This is a genomic window from Methanobrevibacter sp. (assembly GCF_045130115.1).
GTDB lineage: Archaea > Methanobacteriota > Methanobacteria > Methanobacteriales > Methanobacteriaceae > Methanocatella.
Genome location: NZ_JBGUPC010000048.1, coordinates 1 through 26,586 on the forward strand (window position 1 = coordinate 1; position 26,586 = coordinate 26,586).

Annotated in this window: 22 protein-coding genes; 6 read left to right on the forward strand and 16 right to left on the reverse strand. The window is 34.2% G+C overall.

Annotation, left to right across the window (positions count from 1 at the left end; genetic code table 11):
* The coding region (locus tag ACJMML_RS08280; RefSeq protein WP_405306885.1) for a 4Fe-4S binding protein at positions 1-149 on the forward strand (149 nt) is incomplete at its 5' end.
* Between the two features lie 44 nt (positions 150-193).
* Here the strand turns inward: ACJMML_RS08280 and ACJMML_RS08285 are convergent.
* The 13 genes from ACJMML_RS08285 to aepX form a co-directional block, all read right to left on the reverse strand.
* Positions 194-1,987, reverse strand: coding sequence for a hypothetical protein (locus tag ACJMML_RS08285; protein ID WP_405306854.1), 1,794 nt, complete (start codon positions 1,985-1,987; stop codon positions 194-196).
* A 345-nt stretch (positions 1,988-2,332) separates the two neighbouring features.
* A complete protein-coding gene (locus ACJMML_RS08290; RefSeq protein WP_405306855.1) occupies positions 2,333-3,337 on the reverse strand; it encodes a hypothetical protein in 1,005 nt (334 codons plus the stop codon).
* Positions 3,338-3,446: 109 nt separating this feature from the next.
* Positions 3,447-4,205 carry a Cna B-type domain-containing protein gene (locus ACJMML_RS08295; RefSeq protein ID WP_405306856.1) on the reverse strand — a complete coding sequence of 253 codons (759 nt, stop codon included), beginning with the start codon at positions 4,203-4,205 and terminating at the stop codon, positions 3,447-3,449.
* 91 nt (positions 4,206-4,296) lie between these two features.
* On the reverse strand, positions 4,297-6,984 hold the full coding sequence (locus ACJMML_RS08300; RefSeq protein ID WP_405306857.1) for an STT3 domain-containing protein: 2,688 nt from the start codon (positions 6,982-6,984) through the stop codon (positions 4,297-4,299).
* 156 nt (positions 6,985-7,140) lie between these two features.
* Positions 7,141-9,297 carry a DNA topoisomerase I gene (gene topA, locus ACJMML_RS08305; protein ID WP_405306858.1) on the reverse strand — a complete coding sequence of 719 codons (2,157 nt, stop codon included), beginning with the start codon at positions 9,295-9,297 and terminating at the stop codon, positions 7,141-7,143.
* Between the two features lie 261 nt (positions 9,298-9,558).
* Positions 9,559-10,515: a class I SAM-dependent methyltransferase gene (locus tag ACJMML_RS08310; protein ID WP_405306859.1), complete on the reverse strand. Its 957-nt coding sequence runs from the start codon at positions 10,513-10,515 to the stop codon at positions 9,559-9,561.
* A 28-nt stretch (positions 10,516-10,543) separates the two neighbouring features.
* Positions 10,544-11,392 carry a phosphorylcholine transferase LicD gene (locus ACJMML_RS08315; RefSeq protein ID WP_405306860.1) on the reverse strand — a complete coding sequence of 283 codons (849 nt, stop codon included), beginning with the start codon at positions 11,390-11,392 and terminating at the stop codon, positions 10,544-10,546.
* Positions 11,393-11,400: 8 nt separating this feature from the next.
* Positions 11,401-12,519: a phosphonopyruvate decarboxylase gene (gene aepY, locus ACJMML_RS08320; protein WP_405306861.1), complete on the reverse strand. Its 1,119-nt coding sequence runs from the start codon at positions 12,517-12,519 to the stop codon at positions 11,401-11,403.
* 1 nt (position 12,520) lies between these two features.
* Positions 12,521-13,702: a saccharopine dehydrogenase NADP-binding domain-containing protein gene (locus tag ACJMML_RS08325; protein WP_405306862.1), complete on the reverse strand. Its 1,182-nt coding sequence runs from the start codon at positions 13,700-13,702 to the stop codon at positions 12,521-12,523.
* Positions 13,699-14,472: a DUF6564 domain-containing protein gene (locus ACJMML_RS08330; protein ID WP_405306863.1), complete on the reverse strand. Its 774-nt coding sequence runs from the start codon at positions 14,470-14,472 to the stop codon at positions 13,699-13,701. Before ACJMML_RS08330 ends, ACJMML_RS08325 begins: the two co-directional genes overlap by 4 nt.
* A gap of 1 nt (position 14,473) precedes the next feature.
* Positions 14,474-15,481 (reverse strand): NAD-dependent epimerase/dehydratase family protein, encoded by a 1,008-nt coding sequence (locus ACJMML_RS08335; RefSeq protein ID WP_405306864.1) that lies wholly within the window; start codon positions 15,479-15,481, stop codon positions 14,474-14,476.
* Positions 15,482-16,207: a metallophosphoesterase family protein gene (locus ACJMML_RS08340; protein ID WP_405306865.1), complete on the reverse strand. Its 726-nt coding sequence runs from the start codon at positions 16,205-16,207 to the stop codon at positions 15,482-15,484.
* A 5-nt stretch (positions 16,208-16,212) separates the two neighbouring features.
* Positions 16,213-17,520: a phosphoenolpyruvate mutase gene (gene aepX / locus ACJMML_RS08345; protein ID WP_405306866.1), complete on the reverse strand. Its 1,308-nt coding sequence runs from the start codon at positions 17,518-17,520 to the stop codon at positions 16,213-16,215.
* Between the two features lie 123 nt (positions 17,521-17,643).
* Here aepX and ACJMML_RS08350 point away from each other — a divergent pair, with 123 nt between their 5' ends.
* On the forward strand, positions 17,644-18,477 hold the full coding sequence (locus ACJMML_RS08350) for a phosphorylcholine transferase LicD (protein ID WP_405306867.1): 834 nt from the start codon (positions 17,644-17,646) through the stop codon (positions 18,475-18,477).
* Positions 18,478-18,489: 12 nt separating this feature from the next.
* Positions 18,490-19,533: an NAD-dependent epimerase/dehydratase family protein gene (locus tag ACJMML_RS08355; protein WP_405306868.1), complete on the forward strand. Its 1,044-nt coding sequence runs from the start codon at positions 18,490-18,492 to the stop codon at positions 19,531-19,533.
* A gap of 4 nt (positions 19,534-19,537) precedes the next feature.
* On the opposite strand, the gene ACJMML_RS08360 is transcribed toward ACJMML_RS08355, so the two are convergent.
* On the reverse strand, positions 19,538-20,839 hold the full coding sequence (locus ACJMML_RS08360) for a class II D-tagatose-bisphosphate aldolase non-catalytic subunit (protein ID WP_405306869.1): 1,302 nt from the start codon (positions 20,837-20,839) through the stop codon (positions 19,538-19,540).
* 27 nt (positions 20,840-20,866) lie between these two features.
* Entirely contained in the window at positions 20,867-21,577 is a 711-nt protein-coding gene (locus tag ACJMML_RS08365) for an IspD/TarI family cytidylyltransferase (protein WP_405306870.1), read from the reverse strand.
* Positions 21,578-21,750: 173 nt separating this feature from the next.
* Between ACJMML_RS08365 and ACJMML_RS08370 the strand changes: the two genes are divergently transcribed.
* Positions 21,751-22,767 (forward strand): glycosyltransferase family 2 protein, encoded by a 1,017-nt coding sequence (locus ACJMML_RS08370; RefSeq protein WP_405306871.1) that lies wholly within the window; start codon positions 21,751-21,753, stop codon positions 22,765-22,767.
* A gap of 39 nt (positions 22,768-22,806) precedes the next feature.
* A complete protein-coding gene (locus ACJMML_RS08375; protein ID WP_405306872.1) occupies positions 22,807-23,709 on the forward strand; it encodes an FkbM family methyltransferase in 903 nt (300 codons plus the stop codon).
* 53 nt (positions 23,710-23,762) lie between these two features.
* On the opposite strand, the gene ACJMML_RS08380 is transcribed toward ACJMML_RS08375, so the two are convergent.
* On the reverse strand, positions 23,763-24,830 hold the full coding sequence (locus tag ACJMML_RS08380) for a glycosyltransferase family 2 protein (RefSeq protein WP_405306873.1): 1,068 nt from the start codon (positions 24,828-24,830) through the stop codon (positions 23,763-23,765).
* Between the two features lie 267 nt (positions 24,831-25,097).
* Here ACJMML_RS08380 and ACJMML_RS08385 point away from each other — a divergent pair, with 267 nt between their 5' ends.
* The gene (locus ACJMML_RS08385; protein ID WP_405306874.1) at positions 25,098-26,528 is read left to right on the forward strand and encodes a flippase; all 1,431 of its coding nucleotides are present in this window, start codon (positions 25,098-25,100) and stop codon (positions 26,526-26,528) included.
* The last annotated feature ends 58 nt before the right edge of the window (positions 26,529-26,586 follow it).

Consider the following 26,586-nt stretch of genomic DNA (forward strand, 5'->3'; position numbering starts at 1 on the left):
ATAAATGCATCAATTGCGGCAAATGTGTAAAAGCATGTCCAATGGACGTTGAAATGTTAAACAATTCCAGAAAAAGAGAAAACGGTACTGAATGTATATTGTGCCTTGATTGTGTTCACAGTTGTCCGAATGATGCCCTGAAATTATGATTTGGACAGCCAGGCCTAATTTAAAAAAAGTAAAAAAAGAAGAATCATCTGATTCTTATAATGCTTTTTTTGGAAAGGATAACGTTTTTATTGCCTGACATTATCTTTACCCTGTGTTTGCCGTATTTGAGTTTTTTTGTATTGAATTTGGCAACACCATTCTTGTTGGTCTTGACAGTGTATGTCTTGAACTTTTTGCCTGTGTAGACCTTCAGCTTGAGCTTGATGCCACCCATTGCCTTTTTGGTTGTCTTGTGCTTGAGGGTTACCTTGAAGTATTTGGATTTTTTGTGCTTGAACTTGACTTTAGGAGCCTTGACTATTGCCTTTGCCTTTGTGACCTTAAGGGTTGTTGTCTTTAGGACTCCAGGAACTTTCACGTACCTTTCATCACCAGGATCGGCTCCCCAAATTCCGAATGCCTCATAGACGCTTATCTTATAGTTTCCTGCATCCAACTTGGATGCTTTAAGGGTTGCTATCCCATTGGAGTTTGTTATAAGAGGTATGGAATATCCTTTTTTGGATGACTTTGCAACGACCAATAGCTGAAGCTTTTGGGCAGGTTTGCCTGAAGGATTTGTGAGAACTTTGATTTTTATGGTCTTTCCGGAATAGTAGACTGTGACGAGATTGCCTGCAGTCACCTTGAATGGAGATATTGCATTCATGTCATTGTCCAATGTTTTATCATTGAATGTCTTTGTATTGTTGACTATTGTTTTTGGAGATCTGACTGCTGCCTCATTGTTAGAAATGAAGCTGCAGTTGCTTATCTTAAGCAATCCCTGTTCGTAATCGTCCTCGCCCACTGCATTGTCACAGTATATTGCTCCTGCATAGTTTGCAATGTTGTTTTCAAATTTTGAATCCTTAACATCAATTTCATATCCGTAGATTGCTCCACCTTTTCCTCCACTGTATGTGGCTGAGTTTCCCTTGAATGTGCAGTCGACTGCATTGACATATTCTGCATTCACAGCTCCTCCACAGTAATCGCTGAGTCCTGGGAAGCTCTTGAGGTAATTTGATTCGAAAGTGGTGTTTGTCAGGTAAAGCTTGTTGCCCTTAATAGCACCACCCAAATTGGCATAATTTCCATTGAAAAGACAATCAGTGATTCTTGCAGTGTAAAGGAAAGTGATTGCTCCACCATCGCGCTGCGCATGGTTTTTAATAAAATTACAATTCTTTAGCTCAAGATTGTAGGCGCTTATTGCACCACCGTAGGAGTTTGGATAGATGTCACAGTCCGGCTCCTCTACATAGTTGCCTGTGAAATTGGAATCAGTGACTTTACATAGCCCTGCGGTGAATGCGTTTATCGCTCCGCCTTCATAATCATTGCGATTGTTTTCGAAACTGCATCCATTGATGTTAATGTTAACATTGACATCATCAACAAATCCGTCAGAATCGGCAAATATCGCACCGTATTTCGCATTGATGAATCTTATATTGTTAAATGTTACAGTGACCTTTTTTGTGATGTGAAAAATCCCTGAGAGTTTTTTCGCATCCAATGTGGCATCACCAACCCCATTGAAGGTTAATGATTTCTTAACTGCAATATCTTTCCCTAAACTTGTGTATGTGCCGTTCAATTCAATTACATCATTGTCTTTTGCGCTGTCCACTGCCTTTTGTATATCATTGAATGACTTGCCTTCAGGAGCAACTGTGGACTCCAGAGGCACGTCATCTTCAGACTGGACAATATCACTTTCAGCATCGGATACCTGGGACAATTCCAAATCAGAATCGCTAGCGGATGCAAAGCCGATGCAGAGAATGAACAAGACCAGCACTGAAAATATTAAGCATTTTTTCCGCATCATTTTTCTCCCTCCATGAAATTTGTAAAATTCATTTGTCAATTATCATATTGTTTACATAAACATTTAAACATACTCATGAAAAATCCAGTAATATAATCCAAATTCAGAACTATGATGATAATGCCTGAGACAATGAACTTTATTCCAAGTCAGGAGGCCTGAGAATTATTAATTTTAAAAGGATTTATTTAACGGTTCAGGCCATTAACTTGTTGAATTAATAAGCATTCATTTGATTTAAAATAAGCATTAGCGCATAATCAAAAACAGGAATAAGATCATGCAAGGAAAGGCATTCAACAATGAAAATTATAAAAAAAGAAGAGTTAAGGAGAATGATTCCCCTTATTTGATTTTGATTTTAACCTTTTTTGTAACCTTATTATAGTACTTGTTTCCCTTGAAGGTTCCTTTTTTATTTAACTTTTTGATTTTGAAAGTTGCCTTGCCTTTGGAGTTAGTGGTTGCCTTGTAGGTCTTGCCTTTCACTTTCAGAGTGACTTTGGCCTTCTTGATCGCCTTACCGGTATTGTCCTTTAATGCAATAGTGTATTTTTTGGTTTTGACACTGGTTTTAAAGGTTTTCTTTTTGGCAGTCAGTTTAGGAGTGGCCTTCTTGACAGTGACTTTAACATCCTTGTTTGAATTAAGATAATTATCATCACCATTGAATGTTATTTTAGCGGTGTATGCTTTAGGTGCAAGTCCTTTGGTTGATACCTTGACCTGACCGTTGCTGTCGGTAGTGTATGTTTTGGCACCATTCAAATTGACAGTTACTTTAAAACCGCTTAAAGCTTTGCCAGTACTGTCTTTCAATGTGATAACCAAATCCTTGTTGATATTGTATGTTGTTGTAATTGCATTTGCAGTTAATTGTGTTTTAGCTTTGTTGACAGTTATTGTAGCATTCTTTGTTATGTTATTGTGGTTTGCATCAGTTATTGTTGTAACTGTTAAAATGTAATTGCCTGCATTTAAACCTGAAACAGTGATTGTTGTATCATTTACAACAACAATTGCATTCGGCTGACCAACTACACTAGCATTAACACCACTTGCATTGGTAAAGGATACAGTGGTGGATCCATTAGTGTTATAATCAAAGGTAACATTATCATTGATTGTCAATGTTGAATTGGCCTTGTTTATTGTCAATTTTCCAGTTGCTGTTGCATTCCAGAAAACGTTATCACCTGAATATATGACATTTACCTCGTATTCATCAGCATCAATATTCCCCAGGGAGATTGTTGCGTTCAATTCTTTTTCAAATGTATAATTCCTGTTTTTACATTTCAATGTTATATTGACGGTTCCAGTGGCAGTGGAATTATAAACAAGAGTCATTACTGTGTTGCTGCTATAATCGGCTTCTTGGGAATAAAAATATTAAGAAAGGGATTTGGCGAATGAAGAATTTTTAAGTAAAAAAAAAGTAAAAAGAAAAGAATATCATCTATTCTTTTCTGCGTAATGTATATGCTAGTCCTACAAGTGAAACTGCAAGCACGCCTAACAATACTGGGTTACCGGTATTGTGTTTGTCAGTTTTTTTAGGTTCCTTTTTGGCCTCTTTTTTGACAGGAACTTCCTTGGTTGTAGTGGTGGTTGTCTTTTTGACTATCTTGGTTTCCTTTGTAGTTTGAGTTTCATCTACATCATCAGTTTCATCGGAATTGTCGTCAGTCGGATCCTTCTGGTCGTCATCACTTGTATCTGTTGAGTTGTCCTGGGAATCGCCAATATATGTGCATGTGATTTCGTATCCGTCCTTTGGATTTCCGACTATTTTGGTGGTGTATCCGTCAACATGGACATCCTGGACACTAATTGAACCCTCATCCCCATCCGGAATGTCTGTGGCTTCGCCTCTCCAGTCGTTGATGTCAGTCAGTTCAAGTTCCCTGGTATTTTCACCTGCATTTACAATAACAATGACGGATGAAGGCCTTTTGCCCTCTTTATTGTCGTTGTCTTCCCACACTATTTTAACGGGAAACTCAATAGCCCCCACGACAGGCTTGTCATCAGCAGTTATCTTTTCATCATCATTGTCCTTTGACACCTCATCAATGTCAGCATCTTGGGATATTGCGTCGTCTGAATCGTCATTTGCCGCTACATCGTCTTGAGTGTCGTCTACAGCGGTAGCTATTGAAACTGATATCAATGCCAGAATCACTAGCGCTAAAATTAATGTTAATTTTCTGTTCAATATCACACCTCACTTTAAATAGTTATGTGATATTTATTGCATTAATGTTATTTAAAATTTAGTTAAAAAAAAAGAAGTTAAGAAGGCAGCATCAGCTACCTGCTTTTGTATTGTTGAAATTTACGTTAAACAGCATCACACCGTTTTCTGAGTGTACAGGCTCGAATATGTTCTGATTTGCCCCTCCTAAGAGGTATAATCTGGTGAACATTGAGTTTTCAAGTTCGCTCTGTATGAGAATCGGAGTGTACACATTGTCCTGGCCCATCAGCATAAGGGTGAAGTTGCCGTCTTTGGCATCCTTGATGGATTCGTTTTTCATGAGAACGCCGTCTTCGATTACAAGTAACCTTGAAGCCTTGTATGGGTTGTACGGAGTGTCGTTTATCTTGAGCGGTTCGCCACTTTGAGTGTATACTGATTCAACTTGAGCTGTTGTTGTGTTGTTGCCTGAACCCCTTTCGATTATGGCGTTGACTGTCATACCGCCTTGTTCCTGCAGTGCGAGCTTGCCTGTTTTTCCAGGTTCGACTTTCACTGTATCATAAGGCATCACGTAGTTGTAGTTTTCGGATGACTGATTTTCAAAGTTCCAGTTACCGAAGTATGACCACCAACCGGCCTTTGGAAGCATATCGCTTGATGCGACGAATATTACCGGCCGTGGGTTTTCAGGGTGAGTGTATTCTATAAGCTCTTTTGCCTGGCTGTCTGTCAGATCATATTTTGTCTTGAGCACGTTCTGCGCGTCACTGGATGTCCTAGGCAGGATATCTAGCAGTATGTCGACTGATTTGCCCGGAGAGTCAGTGATGTTTATGAGGTATTCGACAGCACGGTTACCTGTTGTATCAAGCATTCTGAATATTCCTGCAGACAGTTCCAGATTGTCCGTTGTCATCGCTTTACCCAGCCAGAAGGCACGGTCCCCTGACTGAGAACCTCCGTCGAATGTTACCTGCCTGTCGGCTGCAACTTCGAAGAGGTAACCGAAGTCCCACCAGGATGTGATTACTGTATCGTTTGATTGGGTTTCGTTGACCCATTCCATTGCGTTCCACATGTAGTCCTGAGTACCCGGAACCACACCTGTACTGGTCTGGAAGGCACCGCAGATGCTCGGGGTTACCAGTGCAATGACCAGTGCTATGATTAGAATGTATTTCTTGATTGGAACATGTTTTTTGTCTGCTGAATTGTCCTTGAGAAGGTATACGCTTGCTGCACCGATTCCTGCGATTACTACAAAGAGAACTATTCCGTAGATATTGTTTATTGTAGCTAAAGGAACAGCTGCAAGGAATGCGCAGAATACGATTGCAACAACAAGCCATTTGTCGTTGTCGAGTCTGTTCTTGATGTAGTCGCATGCATATCCGACAAAGATACCGGACAATAATCCGAAAGGAAGTACGATTGTGGTAATGAACCTTGAACCTCTGGATACAGCAAGAGCGGTTACTACTACCCATACAACGAATAAGGTTGCATATAATACTGTAAGTCTTTTGCTTGCAAGAACCTCATTGTCGCCGCCGAATTTAAGGTCAGCTAAAGACAATTTGAACTTGCGGCTGTTGTCAAGCTTTTCAGCAGCGGAAACCCTTTTACCTTTTTTGGCTTTGCCTTGGCTAACAGGTTTCTGTTTGACGTTTCTGAATTTCCATGCCCTTGTAACAAGGATGTACAATACGATCAATGCTGCAAAGAATATTGCAATACCGCCGATACCGTTGATGAATCCATTGGTGTTTGCTAAAAACATTGAGGTCATTCCTGCACCAAGCATGCTTGGCATCTGCATCTCTGCAACGGAAATAAGTACGTTCGGGAATCCTCCTACAACAACGGATGCGGATTGCAGGTTGAGCAGTCCGAATACTCTTGAAAAGATTCCTAAAACACCGTCAACACCTTGGAATACAGCAAGTCCTGCAAATGCAATCACACCGATTGCCACAATTGAAAGGACTTCATTGTTGTGTATAATCCACTGGACAATATTAGGGTATTGGTCTCTGTCTGCATCGACATTGAATATGAATGTTGCAATTAGATATGCAACCGCAAATATTCCCATCAGCGCAACGTAAAAGATCCAACCGGTCCATTGGCTGGAGAAAAATCCGATTGAAATGATTGAAAGTATTGCAAATAGGATTTTCCATATCCAGTTGTCGCTTCTAATCGATTCAACAAAGAAGAATATGAAGAAAAGCGGCGCAATATAGTAGAACATATCTGTATCGAAAAATCCAGGGAATGTGTGCGCAAAGTAGTTCGGAGCAAGTGCAATAATCAGTGTTGCAACTATTGCCCCATAATCGTTAGTCAGTCTTCTTGAAAAGATAAACGCCGGAACTACACATAATGTGGATATGATTGCACCTGTCCAGAATGCCACTTCCTTGACTGACATGTGCCATCCAAGGAAATTGTTCGCCATGTCATGCATCCATGATGTCAGATATACGATACCCAGTTCGTAATTAATTAAAAAGCCGTCCGGGGCATTCCTGTGCATATCCCATTCACTGCCGTTTACCATTTTGTCTCCCACATAGCCGTGATCCACATAATCGTTGGTCAACCTGTAGTTATAGTATGAATCCATTTCACTGAAGTAAGGAAGACCAGATGCGTCGGTATATAATGCCTTACCTTCGTCACCTAGATTATTCAAATCAGCTGCAGGAGCTTTTAATGCAAATACAATAGCCATAATGATTAAAATGATGATAATCCCTTTGCCTATTGTAAATAATGTTTCTCTATTCATTAAAATCCTCTGTCTAATTTTTTAGTTAAAATTATAAGAAATAAATAAAAATAATTTTACAATGTGAAAAATATTTTTATTGGTATATATATCTGATTTTACTATTATTAAAAGATTATGGAGTATTATTAAAAGAAGAAAAAAATAATAAAAAAATTATTTTTTTAATTTACTTTCAAGCTCTTCGACTGAACAAGTGAACCTGCACTTTGGAAATCCGCTGCAGCCGATGAACTCACCATAGCGGCCTGAACGCTTAAGCAGTTGCTTTCCACACTCAGGACACTCCCCGACTTCAGTCGGTTTGTGAGGTTTTGTATTTTCCTTTCCGCAGTTCGCATCAAGGCATGCCCTTTGCCTTGGCTTTCCGAATGAGATTATAGGAAGCCCGCATTTCTCGCATGTCTTTTTGAGGAAGTTTGTTCCTTTCGGAATTGAGTATATTGTTGTGCAGTCAGGATAGTTTGAGCATCCGACAAATGATGATTTGGTCTTTGCGGAATATCGTTTGACTAGCTTACCTCCGCATGTCGGACATGTTCCGACTATGTTTGATGCCTGATAGGCTTCATATAATTTGTTGCCTATTCCTTGCTGGTTCTTGTCGATGTCTTGAAGGATTTCCTTGACATCCTTTTCACCTTCTGAAACTACGCTTTCCTTTGTGGTCTCATCCTGGTTTATTCCTTCAAGCTGCACTTCAAGATCCCTTGTGAGCTTTTCGGAGGTCAGGTTCTTACAGTAGGTGTTGAGCGTGTCAATGAGGTTCTCTCCAAGTTCGTTAACCTCAATTTTAGTACCTGATATGTACTTTCTGTCATACAGCTTATCCACAATGTCTGCACGGGTTGCCTTGGTACCCAGATTTTTCTTTTCCAATTCCTTAATCAGTGAGGCCTGGTTGTAACGAGCCGGCGGCTTGGTTTCCTTTTCCTCACTCAAGAGTTCCTTGACGCTCATTATGTCGCCCTCTTTTACGTCAGGGAACTTTTCATTGTCAATCTTTTTGAACGGATAGTGTTCCATCCATCCCTTGTGAGTCACTCGTCTTCTGTTGAACTTGAACTTCTCGCCTTCAATGTCAAGTGTTGTCCTCATTGCCTCGAATTCCGCTGACTCGAAGAACACCGCAATGAACCTGTAGACAATCAGATTGTAGATTTTCTGCTCGTCCTTGCTTAATTTGGCAGGCAGGATACCTGTCGGGTGAATCGGTGGGTGAGCCGCATCGGTTTTCTTACCGTTGTGAGGCACTAATTTTGATGGCAGCTTGTCAATATGCGGTTTGAACTCATGGCTTTTTGCCAATTGCTTGAAGATGTCCTTGAAGCCTAAACTTTCCGGCAATACCTGTGAGGATGTACGAGGATAGGAAGTGTAACCCGCACTGTAGAGATTCTGTGCTGCAACCTGAGTCCTTTTAGGTGAAAATCCGAATACATTGTATGCTTCAGCCTGAAGACCGCTTAAGTTGAACGGTACAGGAGGCTTTGTTTTTGATTTTGTGAATGTGATCTTGTCGACTGTTGCATCCTTGCCGTCGCATTTGGCAAAGATTTCTTCAGCCCTTGCCTTGTCAAAGATGTTGCCGTCAACGTGCTTGATTTCAATGTCTTCGAAATCTAAAATAGCTTTAATGTTCCAGTAAGGCTCAGGAACGAATTCCCTGATTTCCTTTTCCCTGTCGACAAGAATTGATAATGTAGGAGTCTGCACACGACCAACTGATAGCTTTAAAAATCTGTGCTTGGTTTTCTTTACGGAATCGGATAGGGCTATTGAGATGTTCATTCCAAAGTAATAGTCAAGGATGTGTCTTGCGATACCGTTGTCCACCTGGTGCATGTCAATGTTTATTCTGTTTTCATATGCGTCCAGAATGTCCTTTTTGGTCAGGGTGGAGAATTTCATCCTGGAAGCCTTATTTAAAGAGTCTTCGCCACATGCATATTTGAGAGCATTGTATCCGATAAGGGTTCCTTCAACGTCGTAATCGCATGCATGTATGTATGAATCGGCGTTCTTTCCGAATTTTTTGATGGCATTCAAGTAGTTTTTGGTAAATCCGCTTGCCTTGCTTGCCTCATGGGCAGGCACCCAGTGCAGATCAAAGGAGACTCGGTACTTCTGCTTTTTCGGAATCAGTGAGTAGAGGTGTCCAACACCTGAAACGACTGTGATGTCCTTTTCGTCCCTTTTAAGTTCCCAATACTTGACTTTCTTATTGTATACTTTCTTTTTTGCACTTGGTGAAAGCGCTTTTGCTATCTTTTCGGCTGAACTTGGTTTTTCGCAAATTATTACTTCATGCATTCTACTCGTACCCTATCTAAATTTTTTTTGATTAAATATATTTTAATAAAATTTTTAATATAAAAAGATTACTATCAAAATGAATATAAAAATTCACCAATATAAAAAAAAACTCAAAATATCATGATTTATACAATAAATATATCCAATAACGCTTTTTAGTTTAAAATCGGATGAAAAAAATATTTTTTATCAAATAAAGATATAATGAAGTTTCAATCATATTTTCTAAAATATTTGATTGATTAATAGAATTGCAAATTATTTTTTCAATCTCAAAATAAATGTGGCTTGGTCAGCATTTTTATCTTCATTTAATTGTTTAACTTGTTTTTTATATTCTTTTATCTCTTCCTCATTAAAACTTAAAGAATTCCAATTTTCATCCCTCATGGCAATATCTTTGGAATATTTTAGACTATTAGTGAATAATAGATACGAAGAATCAAAGATTATATCCTCAATTATTAAATTTGTCTTACTGCATAAAATTTCAAGACTTTTAATTGTATGTAAAAACAAGTGTCGAGGAGCATCGATTTGATACCAATTAACTCCAAAGGTTTCCCAAACAAATTCGGATTTAACTGGAATACGCAATAGAATTAAGCCATCATCGCTAACTAAATTCTCAAAACATTTTAAATTGATTAATTGATTGTCCATGTGTTCAAAAGAGTGATTTGAAAGTATTAAATCAAATTTTCTAGTGGTTTTAAAATCCTCTAGGGATGATTGAATAAACTTAAAATCATAAATCATATTTTCTTCATTCATGAATAAATCAATACCTGTCAGATCCTTGAAACCGCCTAATTTAAGATAATTTAAAAAGTTTCCCTGACCACAACCAACATCCAATACTGCAGAGTTCTTATTCACTTCTCCTGACGAAACTAAATTATTTATTAAATCCGCAACAGGAGGAATCCTATCTTTTGGGGCAATTTTTGAAACTAATGCATTATTTGACAAATACAATCCTACAATTTTATTTATCATATTGTTTTTAAAATTACTGTTATTTTGATGAGGACCATAATCACTATCGTAATATTTTGACATATTTTCCGGAATATCTTTTAAAAATAAACACCCACAATTAGAACATTCTATATACTCAAAATCTTCTCTTAATCCTATCATTAATTCTTTTACAATAAATGTTTCATTATTCTCATCATTTCCACAAATTGGACAAGTTGCATTGCCATTCATCAATAGATCACCTTTTAATAAAATTTATTTATTCATTAATATCATATATTCCAAAATCTAAATTTTCAGTAATATGATTATACCTATCCTCTTCAGGAGGTAATTTCATATAATCACCATAAAGACTTGTTAAAATGTTATCATAATTTGAAGGAACATTTACCTCAATATCTTCAAATTTCATTTTCATTATTGATTTAAAATCATCTTTTCTAAATATCTGGGGATACTCTTCTGCAGTAGCTGAAATGTCAAAAACATATTCGGCATTTGGATTTTTATATTTCTTCAAGAAATTTAAACATCTTTCATTTAAAAAAGAAGGTTTGATTCTTAATAATTTAAGAATATAATAACCTGCATGAGTTATTATTTTAGCAGGTAATGACAAATCATCTAATTTTATTTTGGACATTATCAATAATTTATTATAAAAAAATGATTTTTTAAGCTGAAAATTTCTTTTAAAGTCAGTATCTGCTAAATCATCTAAAACAAAAATATCTATATTTATTCCAATATGAAAATCAACTTGACTAACCCAATGCTCTTCAAATCGAGTATGTTTAAGCATTAATTTAGCAAGTAAGTGAAAATAATCCTTATCTGTTTCATTACATAATAATTCTAGTTTATCATTGTTTGATTCGATGAAAATCTTTTTGAATTTATCAAAATCATCTCTAAACATTATAACATCCAAATCATCATCCCATGGAATAAAACCGTTATGTCTAATTGTGCCAAGAAGAGAACCTGCATACATATAATAAGTTAAACTATTTTCCTCACAAATTTTAATAAAATCTTTTAAAATCATTAATTCTAAGCTTTGCAAATGTTTTAAGATTTTATTATCATATTCTGTGTAGTTCAATTTAACACCTACTTATTTAAAAATTCCATAAAATTTTCCTTATTTTCAATTGCTGTTGTTGTAGGCCTTCCAAGATCTTCCCTTGCACCAATTGAAGATTTGATTTCTATAAATGAAAGTTGATTGTTATCTTTAGCTTTTTCAAGTTCAATGTCTAAATCCTCAAAATTGTCCACAGATGAAACATATCCATATCCGCAGGCTTTTGCTATTTCAATTAAGTTAATAGTATTTGCAACAGTCGGCATGCCTCCAACAGTTTCATGAGCTTCATTGTTTATTACAATATGCACTAAATTAGATGGATTGACATTTCCAACGACTGCTATTGCTCCCAAATGCATCAAAGCAGAACCATCACCATCAATACACCAAATTTTCTTATTAGGCTTGTTGATTGCAACTCCAAGAGCAATTGAAGAAGTGTGTCCCATTGAACCAACTGTCAAAAAGTCATATTTATGAGATTGATTGTTTCTTTCTCTTATTTCAAATAATTCCCTGCTTGCCTTACCTGTTGTTGAAACGATTGGATTTTCACCAGTCATCTTAACAATATGGCTTATGATTTCTTCCCTAATCATTTCATTGTCATTCTTATATTCAATTTTTTCACCATAGGTCAAAGCACCTTTTTTAATGACAAATGCAACTTGTTTACCTGATTTTAACAAAGAATCATATCTCCGCATTACTTCTTTAATCTCATCAACAGTAGTGTCTTTATCAATTGTGAAATTTTGAATATCCATCAAATCAAGCAAATCACAGGTTATTTGACCCTGATAAATATGTTGAGGCTCATCATGAATGCCCGGTTGGCCTCTCCATCCAATTACAAAAATGGCAGGAATTGCATATACCTTATCATTTAGAAGTGATGCCACAGGATTGATGATGTTTCCTTCACCACTGTTTTGCATATAAATCAAGGGAACTTTGCCAGTTGCCAAATGATAGCCTGCTGCAAGTGCAGTGCAGTTTCCTTCATTTGCAGCAATGACATGGTGTTTTTCATCAATTCCATAAACATTCATTAAATAATTACATAATGCCTTAAGCTGTGAATCAGGAACACCTGTGTAAAAATCACAACCCAAAACACTAACAAAATCTTCAACTTTCATTCTATCCGTTTAATTGTGGAGTTATAATCTTTTCAATCAGGAAGTTTGCAGTTTCTTCGATATTTTCATATTTTACTTCTTTTGGAAGATCTTCGCCAAATGCATCCTTGACTTTTCTGATTAAATCATCAGTGTAGTACAGTGAACCATTCCTGATGTCTTCGACACCATCCAGTGCCAGAGATTCACGGTTGGCCTTATCCATTTCATCGAATGTAAATACTGACTCGTCAATCCATGCGGAAATATTTCCATCCTTATAACCAATAATTACTGGATATCCTCCAATATGGCCGAATACACCCGGTGCAAATACCTTCTGGTCTTCGCCGGTTCGTATCGCATCGATAACCGCTGAAATTATGCGGTAATTGCTTGATGCATTCATCATGTTTCTTTTCTGATCAACCGGCATGCTGATTGAACATTGTTTGAAAATATCATCATGAGGAATGTCTTTTTCTTCACCTTTATAGTAGATTTTTAAAGGTAGGTCTACACCTTCTGTTTGGCCTTCCTTGCTTATTACAACATCATGAAAATGCGCAGCTGCGAAATTAAAATCAACGTTCCAGAAATCATCAACACCCAAAATGTTTGCCACTGCAAATTTCATTCTTGGAATCAAATGGTTTAGATTTCCGCTTCCAAAGTCAGGATATGCTTTTCCTGCACTTTTAAGCCATGGAATAACCGCATCAGAGTAAGATGTATTAATAACAATTGCATCAGTATCTGCATCATCACAGGCTTGCATTATGTTTTTGGTGAATTTGATTGACAATGGAGTCCAGATACCATATGCCCTTACGTTATGCCAAGAAATACTTCCGTATTTGATTCCTGCATATGCCCTACTTGAGTTTACGATGAAATCGGGATTGTATTTTGCAATTGCCTTTTCAATTGATGCAATGTCATTCAAGTCAACTCCCGCTTCGATTTCAATTTGTGATTTGTTGACTTCACGAATGAGACCGGCAACCCTTACGATATTGACATCGGATTGCATTTTTTCGGCGTTTCTTCCAACAACAACCAATCTAATTGCAGGATCGTTTTTACTGACTAAAAAATCCAATAAATAGGTTCCAACACTTCCTAATCCAATAATCATTATTGTAATTTCATCATTTTTAACATGTTCTTCAACTATTTTTAATCTTTCATCTAATGTTTTCATTTTACTTGCTCCCAATAATCTTTTATAATTTTGTAATCATCACGAGTATTGCAGTTTACCCAATGAGCCAATTCTATGACTTCTATTTTGTCATTATCAACTAAATCAAAGTATTTTTGAATTATCGCTAAATTAGTGTCTTCAATTAGGTTTTCTTTAAAGTTTTCATTTGCAACTTTAAGTAATCCAATGTCTTGGAATTTCCATGTCTGGCCTGAGTTAAAGACTGCCTTAAAGGGTTCTGTGAAATTTAATAATCCATGATTACTATTGAATAAGTATTTATAATCGTCATTTTCATTTTGATATACAACAACCGCCTTATTTGAATATATTGGTTGCCTGTTGTATGTCAGAACATTCTTTTGTGAATTTACAACTTTGAAAAATGATTCATCATCAATATCCAAGTCTCCTTCAACAAATAAAATTTCGTCAATAATATTATAACTATTTAATGCCTCTTTTATACCAAGATATAAGCTATATCCAGAGCTTAAATCATCATAATGGTTATTATAATGCAAGGAAATTTTCTCTTTCAACCCTTGTGGAATGTTTTCAGAAATATAGGTGGTCAAATCATTGAATTTGAACCCTCCCACCACAATGATTTTATCGTATAATGACACTTTACTAATCAATTGATAAATCAATGTATTTTGAGGATTATCCTGCCAGTATATGCATTTTAAAACTTGGTCCCTCTCGGGAATGCCTTTGTTGAATCTGCTGGAAACACCAGCGACCGTTATGATTGCAATTTTCAAATTATTCACCTTTGGTGTAGTTTTCGACACATTCATCCAAACCCTTATCCAAATCGATAATAGGTTTCCAATCTGTTCTGGTTCTAATTTTTTCAGTAGACAATAATCTTCTTTCTGGATCAGATTCTCTAAAACCTTCAAATTTGATTGTTGGGTTTTCGATTCCCATTTTATTCGCAATCAGTTTTGTCAAATCAATGATTGATATTTCTTCATCGGTTGCAACATTATAAATTGAACCGTCAAGCGCGGAATCAGTTTTTGCAAGTGCCAGTACAGCACTGCAACTGTCATAATTATTTAAAAATGTTCTGCAGTTCTTTTTTGAATTTTCTAACAACACCACTTCACCAGTATTTTTAAAACTGTCAATTATATGAGGAATAATGTGTTTCGGGTATTTTTCATCCCTGCTGTATACGTTTGCAAAACGGATTGAACAACCTTTGATTTTGCCAGTATCCACTGCATCCTTCATGAAGAATTCTGTTAAAAGCTTACCTGTTGCATAACTTGTCCTCTGACTGTGTTCCGCATCTGCCATAGTAATGTAATCAGATTCCCTAACTCCACCATCCTCGTTCCATGAGTTCATCGAGTATACTTCTGATGTGGAGCAGTTGATGTATTTGTCAGCACCAACACGGATTGCCTGTGAAAGAAAATCATTCATACCAACAACGTTAGTCTGGTATGTTTCATAAACATTATAGAAGTGTTCTGTGTGTACAACAGCTGCACAATTGATGTATATTACCTCATCAAATTCTGATTTGGACATATTCACCAAATATTCTATTTCATCCATCTGCTCTTTGTCATTCAAATCATATTCCAAGAATGAAAATCCATCATCATCCAAACAGTCCTTTACTGTGTCAATTGAAGAAGCATAAAAGTTATCAAATCCAATTATTTCCACTTGATCCTGGTTTTGGTTTAGGAGCTGCCGTACCAACTCGTTGCCTGTCATTCCTGTTACACCACTAATAACATATAAAATTTTCATTTAAATTCCCCTTTCTAGTCTTTTCCTGTAAAAATCATCAACGCTATCATCATATAAACTCATTGCCTTATCCTTTGGATATTCGACTGATCTCAATTCTATTTCCATATTTTCCGTGTCCAACACTGCGTATTGGGCATTTGGATTGTGATTCCTAGGCTGGCCGACAGAACCGGGATTAATAAATAAAACAGATTTCTTATTTCTTAATTCCGGATTATCAGCTTCATAAAACTTTTGAAATACATGCGGATAATGAGAATGTCCAGATAGGACAATATCATAATTTGAATATTCACCATTTAGATTATCAGGGAAAATAGATTTCCAGTAATAATCATTTAAAGACCCATGTATTGCCAGTACTTTCTTTTGGCTTATTTCAAATTCAAGTTTACCTTCATGAGTCAATTCATTATTCAAGTAATCTTTTGATTCTGCGGTTAATTGTGAAAGTGTAAATTTGGCTGAATCCACTCCTCTCTGGCTTGAAAAGTGATTGAAATCTTCGGTCAAAATTGCTTTTTCATGATTCCCCCAAATATTGCAGATTATTTCTGAAGATAACTTATCCTTAATGAATTCAATGACTTCATTAGACTGCATTCCATAATCTATCAAGTCACCCAAAAGTATGATTGATTCAATATCTTTAAAATCATCAATAACTTTTTCTAAGGCAAATAAGTTCCCATGGATATCTGATAAAATTGCAATTCTTGACATGCTATTCATAACTCATCGATTAATGTTATAATATCTTTAATGGACAGTAAATCCTCATCAATTTCATGGGCCCTGTGATATTTTAAAATGCTTTTTGCCGCATTCTGCATTGCTGGAAAAGCTGCCCTTAACAATTGATTAGCGTAAATGACAATGTTGACGCCATGTTTAATTAATTCATCTTCAGTTATGGTGTTGTATGATGAAGGAACAACAACTATTGGAGTTTCTTTGTCTTTGGCTCTGAATTTATCACAGAACTCTAATATTTCATCAGGTTCCTTTTTTCTACTATGAATCATTATTCCATCAGCTCCAGCATCCCTAAATGCAAATGCTCTTTTAAGTGCATCATCCATTCCTCGCTCAAGGATTAGGCTTTCGATTCTGGCAATAATCATGAATTCATCAGATAATTGGGCATTTTTACCTGCTTTAATCTTTTCACAGAAATGTTCAATATCATCTTGGGTCTGCTCGACTTCAGTTCCGAACAGTGAATTTTTCTTCAAGCCTATTTTGTCTTCAATGATGACCGCTGAAACACCCATTCTTTCTAAAGACCTCACAGTGTAAACGAAATGCTCAGCAATACCTCCAGTGTCCCCATCGAAAATGATTGGTTTGGTGGTAACTTCCATGATATCGTTGATTGTTCTGAATCTGGAAGTCATGTCAACAAGTTCTATGTCCGGTTTTCCCTTTTCCGTACTGTCGCATAAGCTTGAAATCCACATTGCTTCAAATTGATCTATGTGATTGTCTTCGGCAATTACTGTCTTTTCTGCAATTAATCCAGTTAATCCACTGTGAACTTCAATTGTCTTAACTATTGGAACCATATTTAGAAGTTTTTTAAGTCTTGCTCTTCTAAGTTCAGGCATTGCTAACTTTTCCCTCATTTGTCTGTCAATTTTTTGGACATTTGGATTGAAGGTATATGGAACTTCAATCAATTCTCCCCCATATTTGTCCAATACATCCAAGATATTTTTCTTTATGACCTTCATGGAGTCTTCAGACCAGTTATCTCCATGAATAATGTAATCAGGACGAAGTTCATTTACTACCGTATCATACATTACATTATCTTGAATTATGACATTCTTAACATCAGGGAGGGATTTAACTAATTCAACACGTTCTTCAGTGGATTTTAATGGGAATCTATTATATTTAACCATTTCAGAATCACAAAGAACACCTATTACAAGGTCACCATATTTTTTAGCTTCGTTGATTAGATTTAAATGACCGTCATGGATTACATCAGTGCAAAAACAAGTGTAAACAATAGGGTTATCAGATTTCATAGCAATTACCTTAATTTTGTAAAAATTTATATTATTAATATATTATATTTAAAAAAAGAAATATTTAAAAATTTCCAACACAAATAATTAAACAAAAATTGAAAAATATTAATGGTAAAAAACATGTTTAAATCAAAGAGATATGATGATGAAACATTAAAACATTTGCAGAAAGTTCAATTGATGATGTTGAAGGACTTCATTAAGATTTGTGAAGATAATGACATTCTTTACTTCATGAATGGCGGAAGTTTACTTGGAACCATTAGACATGGAGGATTTATCCCCTGGGATGATGACATTGATCTGATGATGTTTAGAAAAGATTTTGAAAAATTAAACAGGATTATGAGTGAAAACCCTAATGACAAATACTCCTTGTGCAATGTTTTAAATGAAGAGACCTATCATTATACCTGGAACAGATTTAACCTTAAAAACACTCTCCTCGAAGAGTGGTGGGCGAAACAAGTTGACTATGATCCAAATATTTTTATAGATATTTTTATTTTAGACAACCTCCCCGAAAACAAGATTAAAAGATTCATTTACAAATGGAGATGTTTTGCACTTAATCAGATAGTGCAATATTCATTGGTAAAATTTGAAAATGAATCCAAATTGAAACAGTACATTCAGCAAGTGGCATATTACCTTTTAAAGATTTTGCCAATATCTCCGATGACAATTAAAAAGAGATGCATTAAAACATACAGGAAATATGAAAATTACGATTCTGATGAATTATGTGATTTCCCAGCTTTAGTATTGCTCCCTATTTATAAAAGAAACGATTGGCTTCCTCCAAAAAAAGCAAAATTTGAAGATATTGAAGTTAACGTGCCAAACAATCCTGATGCAATATTGACTATAATATATGGGGATTACATGAAATTGCCTCCTGAAGATAAAAGATTTAGGCCTGCCCCTGAAAACATTGATTTTGGAGAGTATTAATTGCGTGATATTATGATAATTAATAGAATAATTGATGAAGATGCACAACAGATTATTAATGAAAACGAAGGGCTGACAGAATTATTCAACTCATCAGTAATGATTACCGGTGCCACCGGCATGATTGGAAGCTATTTTGTTTACACATTAATGAAATTAAATGAAAATTATGATGCCAATATTAAAATAATTCCATTAGTGAGAAATTTGAACAAAATAAATGAAGAAATTCTTTCAAAAAGTTATGTTCAACCTATTGTTCAAGATGTTACTGAAAAAATAGAATACGACGGTGATGTTGACTACATAATACATGCAGCCAGCCCAGCCAGCCCCAAAATAATGAAAGAAAAACCTGTTGAAACTAATTTTGCTAACACAATAGGAACAGCAAACACTTTAATGTTTGCAAAAGAGCATAATTCTAAAAAATACTTATTTATCTCCTCAAGGGAAATCTATGGAGCACCTATAGAAAATGAGGAATACTTTAAAGAGGACAGTTTCGGATTCATTGACCAATTAATTCCACGAAATGCATATGCAGAAGGTAAAAAAGCTGCTGAAAATATGTGTGTTGGATTTAAAACTGAATACGGATTAGATACTAAAATTGTTAGGCTAGCACATACCTATGGGCCAGGAATGAGCGTTGACGACGGTAGAGTTCAAGCAGATTTTTTAAAAAATTTGCTGAACGAAGAGGATATTGTGCTGAAAAGTGACGGATCATCCATTAGAACTTATACATATGTCAGCGATGCCGTCAGTGCGATGTTTAAGATAATATTGAAAAGTGAAGATATGGTTTATAATGTATCTGATGAAAGAAATGAAGTTTCAATAAGAGAACTCGCCGAAACAATGGTTAAAATCTTGCCAGAGAAGGAATTGAAATTAGTCTTTGATATTAAAGATGAAGATAAGGATGCCGGATATGCTCCTTTTAAATTTGGTCTTTTATCATCTGAAAAAATTAGAAATGAGTTAGGTTGGAATGCAAAATATTCCGTTTTTGATGGATTTAAAAGGACATTAGAATTCCTAAAAATGTAAGCTTTTAATTTTTTGTTGCATAAAAATAATCATCAATTACATCAATAATATTGGATTTGACAAGACTTTTTGAATCTGAAGGATAATTCTCAGTCAGTATTTTATTAAACGCATTAGGGAAGAATTGTTTAATCAAACCTAATGGTACATTGAATGAATCAATTTGTAAAAATAAATCTTCAATAATCAATTCAATATCCTCTCTAGACATATAATATCTGGATCTATCAGAAAAACTGTATTTTCTTGAAAGTTGCTTTTCATGTTCGCTGCCTAAATAATATTTCTCCCAATCTTTAGGATTATCAACCATTATCTTATCTAGAACTTCAATAAAATCAATGCTGTCTTGAGATTCATCAAGGAATTCTTTTTCAATCATGCTGAGTGCAAATAAACCCTCTCTTAATGCAAAAGTGCAAGCGGGACCGACTTTAAGAATAGCTACACCATCATTAACCATCTCTTTCAATTTATTTCGAGGCTGGTAATCTGTAGAATGACCTTCGAATACCAAATTCGGATAGTCATTCAAGACATCAGATAGTAATTTAGCTTTAGATTTATCGTAAAGATGAACATCGACATTGCTGAATTCAACACCGGGTTGAACTACAACTGCAATAATGTTATCCCATGCATCATCAAATCCTTCCTTTTTAAATTCTTTTTCATATGATTCAATGGTGTTTTTAAAATCATTAGGAGAAGTGATTTGTAAAGTATCCACTTCATCAAACTCCCCTCCAGGTATTGGCACTTCACTGCCAATTACATAAACAGGATGAATAGAGTTAGGGAATTTCTCGATTCTCTCGTTGAATGCTTCTTCACAGACTTTATATAATTCAACACCCCTTTTAGCAATAATCTCATCAGATAACTTCTTATTTACATCATCGCTTCCCAATCGCATGCTTGTATCCAAATGAATTTTTGTATATCCTGCCAATACCGCTTGTCGAACTAATTCCTTTGCATTATCCATTGCCTCTTCTTCTGATTTATCAGCCCATGCAAGCGGTCCAAAATGGTCCGCACCCAATATGATTTTATCTTTAGGAAATCCCACTTCTTCAGCAATTCCCTCAAGATAGCCGACAAAATCATAAGGAGTCATATTTGTATATCCTCCAAACTGATTTACTTGGTTAGCAGTGGCTTCAATCAGCACATAATCATTATAGTTTTTAGCATGCTCAAGAATGGTTTCAAGAACTATCCTGTTTGCAGTACAGAATGATGGTATGCCTGAGTTAATTCCCATTTGTCTTTTTGAAATGATTATTTTTATAGGATGTTCCATAAATACACCATAAATCAATGAATTAAATTATTTTTGTGATTCAAAGAAATAACTATGAATTGTCTTTTTAAATATTTGCAAATCATGAGGATATGTTATTTTTAAATTAATAACATTGGCTTCAATTGTTTTCATTTTAATTCCATTTTCCAGAGCTAAAGCCCCTCCGGATGTCATGCGTTCAAGTTCCTCATCAGTTGATTGGTCATATATTGGGAATATCTCACCAAATTTAAATCCCTCCGGCGAAGCTCCTGCAACTAATTCCTGTCTAGGAATGACATCGGTGATGAATCCCTCATCATTCATTTTATATACTGTATCATATTGGAATGCTCCTAAAGTTGCTCCACCATATTCCTTAATGGCATTAATGACCTCAATTGTGCCCTGCTCATCCACATAAGGATGTGTTGCATCATGCAAAAGCACAATATCATCATCTTGAGCTTTATCAGAAATGGATTTCAACCCATTATAAACAGAATGGGAACGTGTTTCCCCACCGGCCACAATAGAAATCGGTTTTATAATCTCCAAACTATCAATCCATTTTTGAACATAATCAATCCACATTTCATTTGATACGATTACAATTTCATCAATACACTCTAGTTTATTGTATGAACGCAATATATAAAAGAAAATAGGTATTTCATCAATTTCGATATACTGTTTAGGCCTATCAGCACCTAAACGTGTTCCACTTCCACCCATCATTAACAATAAATATTTCATTTTATCACTTTTTAGAAAGAATATAATATAATTCAATTTTTTAAGTTACTTTAATAATTATTAAATAGTATATGATATCAATATTATAAAATTTTTTATATCAATGATTTTAAAATCTTATGGAATATATTTTACTACAATTTTATATATCAAATTTAATATAATTAGATTATATGAATTATAAAATTAGCGTAATTATTCCATGTTATAATGCTGAATCAACCCTAAAAAGATGTATAGACTCCGTAATTAATCAGACCTTTGGGTTTGAAAATATCGAATTGATACTCTATGATGATGCCTCAACTGATTCAACAAAAACAATGATAGAATATTACGCTAAACAATATGACAATATTGTCCCCATCTATTCAACAAAGAATAGTGGATTTCCAGTTCGTGGCCGAAACAAGGGAATAGAGATTGCCACTGCAGATTACATCATGTTTATGGATAATGACGATGAATATGATTTAAATGTTTGTGAATTTTTCTATAATGAACTTAAAAACACAAATGCCGATTTGATTTCATGCGGAAAATTCAATTTGGACAATATTACTTCAGAATACACTCCAACTAGTCCCGATGGGAAAAAAAGAATTAATATCAACAAAGAAGACATAATCTACTTCGAAGACAGGTTCATTTGGAACAAGATATACAAACGCTCAATTCTAATAGAAAATGACATATTATTCCCTGAAGGAAAATATGCTGAAGACTTATACTTCACAATCTTATATTTACAGCAATGCAATTCATTAATTGATGTTCCGGATTATAACGGATATATACGCCATGTCCAGGAAGATTCAATTTCTAGAACATGGGATTTGAAAGATTTGACTACGATAATCGGCGTGGATCAGATGATTTATTCAAAAATATCTGACAATAAGAATATTGATTTCTCCAGATTATATAAAAAAGAAATCGGAATCTTACTATATAAATTATATTCCCTGCATTTGTTAAAAGACAAAAGCGAAGTTATTACTTATTTAAAACATTTATATGATTTTGAAAAAGAAATTTCTTTTGACGGAACATTAGACACAAGCATTCAGGACATGGCAAATAAACTATTGCTAAAAAAGAAATTCAGTCTTTGCTATTATTATCTGAAGCTTGTTGAAAAGGTGTATGATTCAAGCATCCTTAGAAAATTATATCGTAATGTTAATTAAATAAAAGATTGTATTCATAAAAAAAATAGGAAATTAAAAATGAAAAAAATAAAATATGTTAAAGATTATTTTAAATATTTAAAGAATCCAATTTCTGCTTTAATATTTAAATTTGGTTTTAAAAAAGAATGTGAAATTAAACTTAAAAAATCAAATGAAATGGTTAAATTAAGAGAGATTGCTTCATTAAATAGATTAATGTACCTATTAACAATCGCAAAATCGGAAAAACATGCCCAATTATTAGAATATATTAAAGAATTAGACACTAATGAAAAAATTGTCATTATAAATGATATAAATTATATTAATGTCCATAATACGGATTTTAAAGAAAAACATCCCGTAAATTATGAAATATGTATAGAAGAATTTTTTAGTGATGATGAATGGGACATGTTAACTTTAAATAATAGAGATATAATCGACATCGGCGCAAATGTTGGAGATACTGCACTGCATTTCGCAAAAAATGGTGCTAATGTTATTGCATTTGAACCTGTAAAACATTTATATGAATTAGGACTTGAGAATATCTCTTTAAATCCAGATTTAAAAGATAAAATCAAATTTATTAATAAAGCAGTGGGCGGTAAAAAAGGAAAATTAAACATTGAAACTGTTTCAACAGACGCTTATATTAACTCTACAGATCATTATGAGATTGATGTTATAACAGTTCAAGATATTTTAAACGATTATGCTTTCCCAGCAGATGTGTTAAAGATGGATTGTGAAGGTTGTGAGTTTGAAATAATCCTTAATGAAGATTTAACTATGTTTAATGAAATTATTTTCGAACATCACTCTAAAATTGCGGGGAAAGATTATAAGCCATTGATTGAAAAATTAAAAAAAGAAGGATTTAAAATAAATACTTATCCTGTTGCTGCCAGTAAACAAGATTTTGATGATATTGGAATTATCCATGCATTTAAATAAATAATTTTATTTTAAAAATATGAGTCAAATATGAACACGATTAAAAATTAATTTTAATCGCCATAATATCTCTTATCAAAGCTTTTAGCAGCATTATTTTTAGAACGATATATTTGTCTAATAAAAGAATTTCCATATAAAAATGCATAAAACTTAGAAATGTAATATGCAATACCATAATGTTTAGACATTACAAATATATTTAAAAAATTCAATTCAGGCCTGTGATAATGAATATCATCAAAATCACTTTGATATTCGCGCAATTCCTCAAACATCAGGAAAGTGTCTTCTTTTGATTCTTTGGAATTAGCTATCATTAAAAATAGCTCCATCAGATTATTTTTAGTGAATATTTCGCAAGTAAGACCCTTACTTTTAACTATTTCATCAATATTCCTCATTGTCTTAATCCTTGTATCAAAATGTTCCTTATCGTGAATTCTCACTTGAGAATCCTCATAAGTATAATAAAGGTAAACATAATCATTCGGAAGGATTGTGATTTGTTTGCTTGATACCATACATTTCATGAAAAAATCAGCATCATCAAATTGTGAATCTTCCCTAAATTTAATATTATTCTCTTGTAGGAACCTTTTACTATAAATTTTAGCCCATGGAGCCATAGAACATGCGGTAGATACCTTATCGAAGACCTTTTGATCTTTTGTGGGATTTATTGTCCAGTTCTTATTATATTCTTTTGGGCAGTATAATCTTTCAGGCAGGAAATCTGTCTGGTAATTGGCAAGGACAATTTCGGAACCGGTCTGAGTGATAGTGTCATAAAAAAGCTGCAATGCATCCTGCAGATAAATATCGTCATTATCCATTAACACAATATAATCGCCTTGGGACATTGAAATGCCTTTATTTCTTCCCCTTCCTCCAAAACCGGAATTATCATCAAATGAAAAATAATGAATATTAGAATATTTATCAGAAAACTCCTCAATAACGTTTAAACTATTATCAGAAGAATTATCATCCACCAATATTATTTCAATATCCTCTTCGAAATTTCCATTCCAATTTTGAGTAAGTAAAGAATTGATAGCTTTTTCTAAAGTTTTTTCAGCATTATAAACCGGAATTACTACACTAATTTTATAACTCATTTTATCAATAATCCGAAAATATGAAATTTAATTGAATACTACTAATCGTATATTTAACATGATATATAATTTTATTGTTAAAAATAACATTTACAAATATAAACGCATTTAATATCCTAATCCTGAATTATTAAATTAAATTAATTCAAATAAAATATAAAACATTAAATAATAGCCATAAATTAACAATTAAATTATTTATATGACTAAAACAAAAAAATATAAGATATATAAAAATTAATGAAAAGAGTTATTTTAGATGATTTCATGAGTCAAATTCAAACAATATTCAAAAATATGAGCTGGCTATTAATTTCACAGATTGTTGCAAGCATTTGTGGTTTTATATGGACCATTTTAATGGCAAGATACCTGGGGGTAACCGACTATGGTATTTTTGGATTTGCCACATCATTTACAGCAATCTTAGCAATCACTGTGGATTTGGGAATCAGCACCCACATCGTCAGACATATTTCAACAGATTATGACTCCGCTCCAAAATATTTGGGAAATGCGATTCCCTTGAAAATCATTTTTTCTATCGGATGCATGCTCATATCCCTAATAATATTGCTAGTTATGAAAGCAGATGAAATCGTGATAACCGTTACATTACTTTTCACAATTGAGATAATCATCAAATCCTATATCAACTTATTCAACGGATCTTTTCAAGCTTTTGAAGAAGGAAAATATCAAGGAATCGGAAACACAATATTACATGTAATTTTATTAATTTTTATTTTAATAACAATTTTCACCGATTTGGGAATTTATGGAATAGCCATTTCATACATTTTAGCGAATCTAATTGCATTAATCTATGAATACTATGTTCTAACAAAAAATGTCTTTAAACCAAAATTCGAATTGGATAATGAATTTTGTAAAAAAATCACATTAGTTTCCATTCCATTTGCAATAACCGGACTATTGTACACCATATACTATTCAATAGATATTGTAATGCTTACAAATATTGTTGGAAACTACGCATCAGGAATTTACAATGCCGCAACAAAATTGATGCTGGTTTTGACCCTATTTTATACAGTTTACACCGCAGTAATCTTTCCTGTCATGAGTAGATTTTATAAAAATGATGAATCTTTACTTTTAATAAGCTTTGAAAAATCAATCAAATACCTGATGATGATAATCATTCCAGTAGCTGTTGCAACCGTACTCTACTCACTAGACATTATCCAGCTAATTTACGGCCATGCATATGATGAAGCGGCATCAGTTTTATCAATCTTAATATGGACTGTATGTTTATTGTTCATTAGCGGTGCCGCCAATAGTCTTTTAAATGCATCCCACAAGGAAGTTACCGTTACAAAAATATATGCAATAGCTGCAGTTTTCAACATTGGTTTAAACTTCTATATGATTCCATTTTTATCATACAACGGTGCTGCAATCACTACCGTTTTAAGTGACGTTTTAATTGTAGTAATACAATCCTATGTAATCTACAAGCTTGGCCACAGACCTAACAGGAAATTATACTCTGATTTGATCAAAATCATAACCGGATCAGTAATCCTAGGAATTGCGCTCTACTTCCTACACCTAAACATGTGGGTAGCACTCCCAGTTGGAATTATTATTTACTTTACAGTCATTTATCTTTTAAGAGTATTTGACGATGACGACAAGTATGTCATTAAAGAGATTTTAGGCAAAAACTAATTTTTAAAGATTTAAAAAGAAATTAATCTTTCCAAGCCAAACATTAGATATAGCATCA

Bases quoted from the DNA above. Each gene is read 5' to 3' on its own strand.
- ACJMML_RS08365 (WP_405306870.1), bottom strand. From the start codon at position 21,577: ATGAAATATTTATTGTTAATGATGGGTGGAAGTGGAACACGTTTAGGT.
- ACJMML_RS08360 (WP_405306869.1), bottom strand. From the start codon at position 20,839: ATGGAACATCCTATAAAAATAATCATTTCAAAAAGACAAATGGGAATT.
- ACJMML_RS08370 (WP_405306871.1), top strand. From the start codon at position 21,751: ATGAATTATAAAATTAGCGTAATTATTCCATGTTATAATGCTGAATCA.
- ACJMML_RS08335 (WP_405306864.1), bottom strand. From the start codon at position 15,481: ATGAAAATTTTATATGTTATTAGTGGTGTAACAGGAATGACAGGCAAC.
- ACJMML_RS08325 (WP_405306862.1), bottom strand. From the start codon at position 13,702: ATGAAAACATTAGATGAAAGATTAAAAATAGTTGAAGAACATGTTAAA.
- aepX (WP_405306866.1), bottom strand. From the start codon at position 17,520: ATGAAATCTGATAACCCTATTGTTTACACTTGTTTTTGCACTGATGTA.
- ACJMML_RS08310 (WP_405306859.1), bottom strand. From the start codon at position 10,515: ATGAATGGCAATGCAACTTGTCCAATTTGTGGAAATGATGAGAATAAT.
- ACJMML_RS08375 (WP_405306872.1), top strand. From the start codon at position 22,807: ATGAAAAAAATAAAATATGTTAAAGATTATTTTAAATATTTAAAGAAT.
- ACJMML_RS08350 (WP_405306867.1), top strand. From the start codon at position 17,644: ATGTTTAAATCAAAGAGATATGATGATGAAACATTAAAACATTTGCAG.
- ACJMML_RS08355 (WP_405306868.1), top strand. From the start codon at position 18,490: ATGATAATTAATAGAATAATTGATGAAGATGCACAACAGATTATTAAT.
- ACJMML_RS08285 (WP_405306854.1), bottom strand. From the start codon at position 1,987: ATGATGCGGAAAAAATGCTTAATATTTTCAGTGCTGGTCTTGTTCATT.
- aepY (WP_405306861.1), bottom strand. From the start codon at position 12,519: ATGAAAGTTGAAGATTTTGTTAGTGTTTTGGGTTGTGATTTTTACACA.
- ACJMML_RS08340 (WP_405306865.1), bottom strand. From the start codon at position 16,207: ATGTCAAGAATTGCAATTTTATCAGATATCCATGGGAACTTATTTGCC.
- ACJMML_RS08290 (WP_405306855.1), bottom strand. From the start codon at position 3,337: ATGACTCTTGTTTATAATTCCACTGCCACTGGAACCGTCAATATAACA.
- ACJMML_RS08300 (WP_405306857.1), bottom strand. From the start codon at position 6,984: ATGAATAGAGAAACATTATTTACAATAGGCAAAGGGATTATCATCATT.
- ACJMML_RS08380 (WP_405306873.1), bottom strand. From the start codon at position 24,830: ATGAGTTATAAAATTAGTGTAGTAATTCCGGTTTATAATGCTGAAAAA.
- ACJMML_RS08385 (WP_405306874.1), top strand. From the start codon at position 25,098: ATGAGTCAAATTCAAACAATATTCAAAAATATGAGCTGGCTATTAATT.
- topA (WP_405306858.1), bottom strand. From the start codon at position 9,297: ATGCATGAAGTAATAATTTGCGAAAAACCAAGTTCAGCCGAAAAGATA.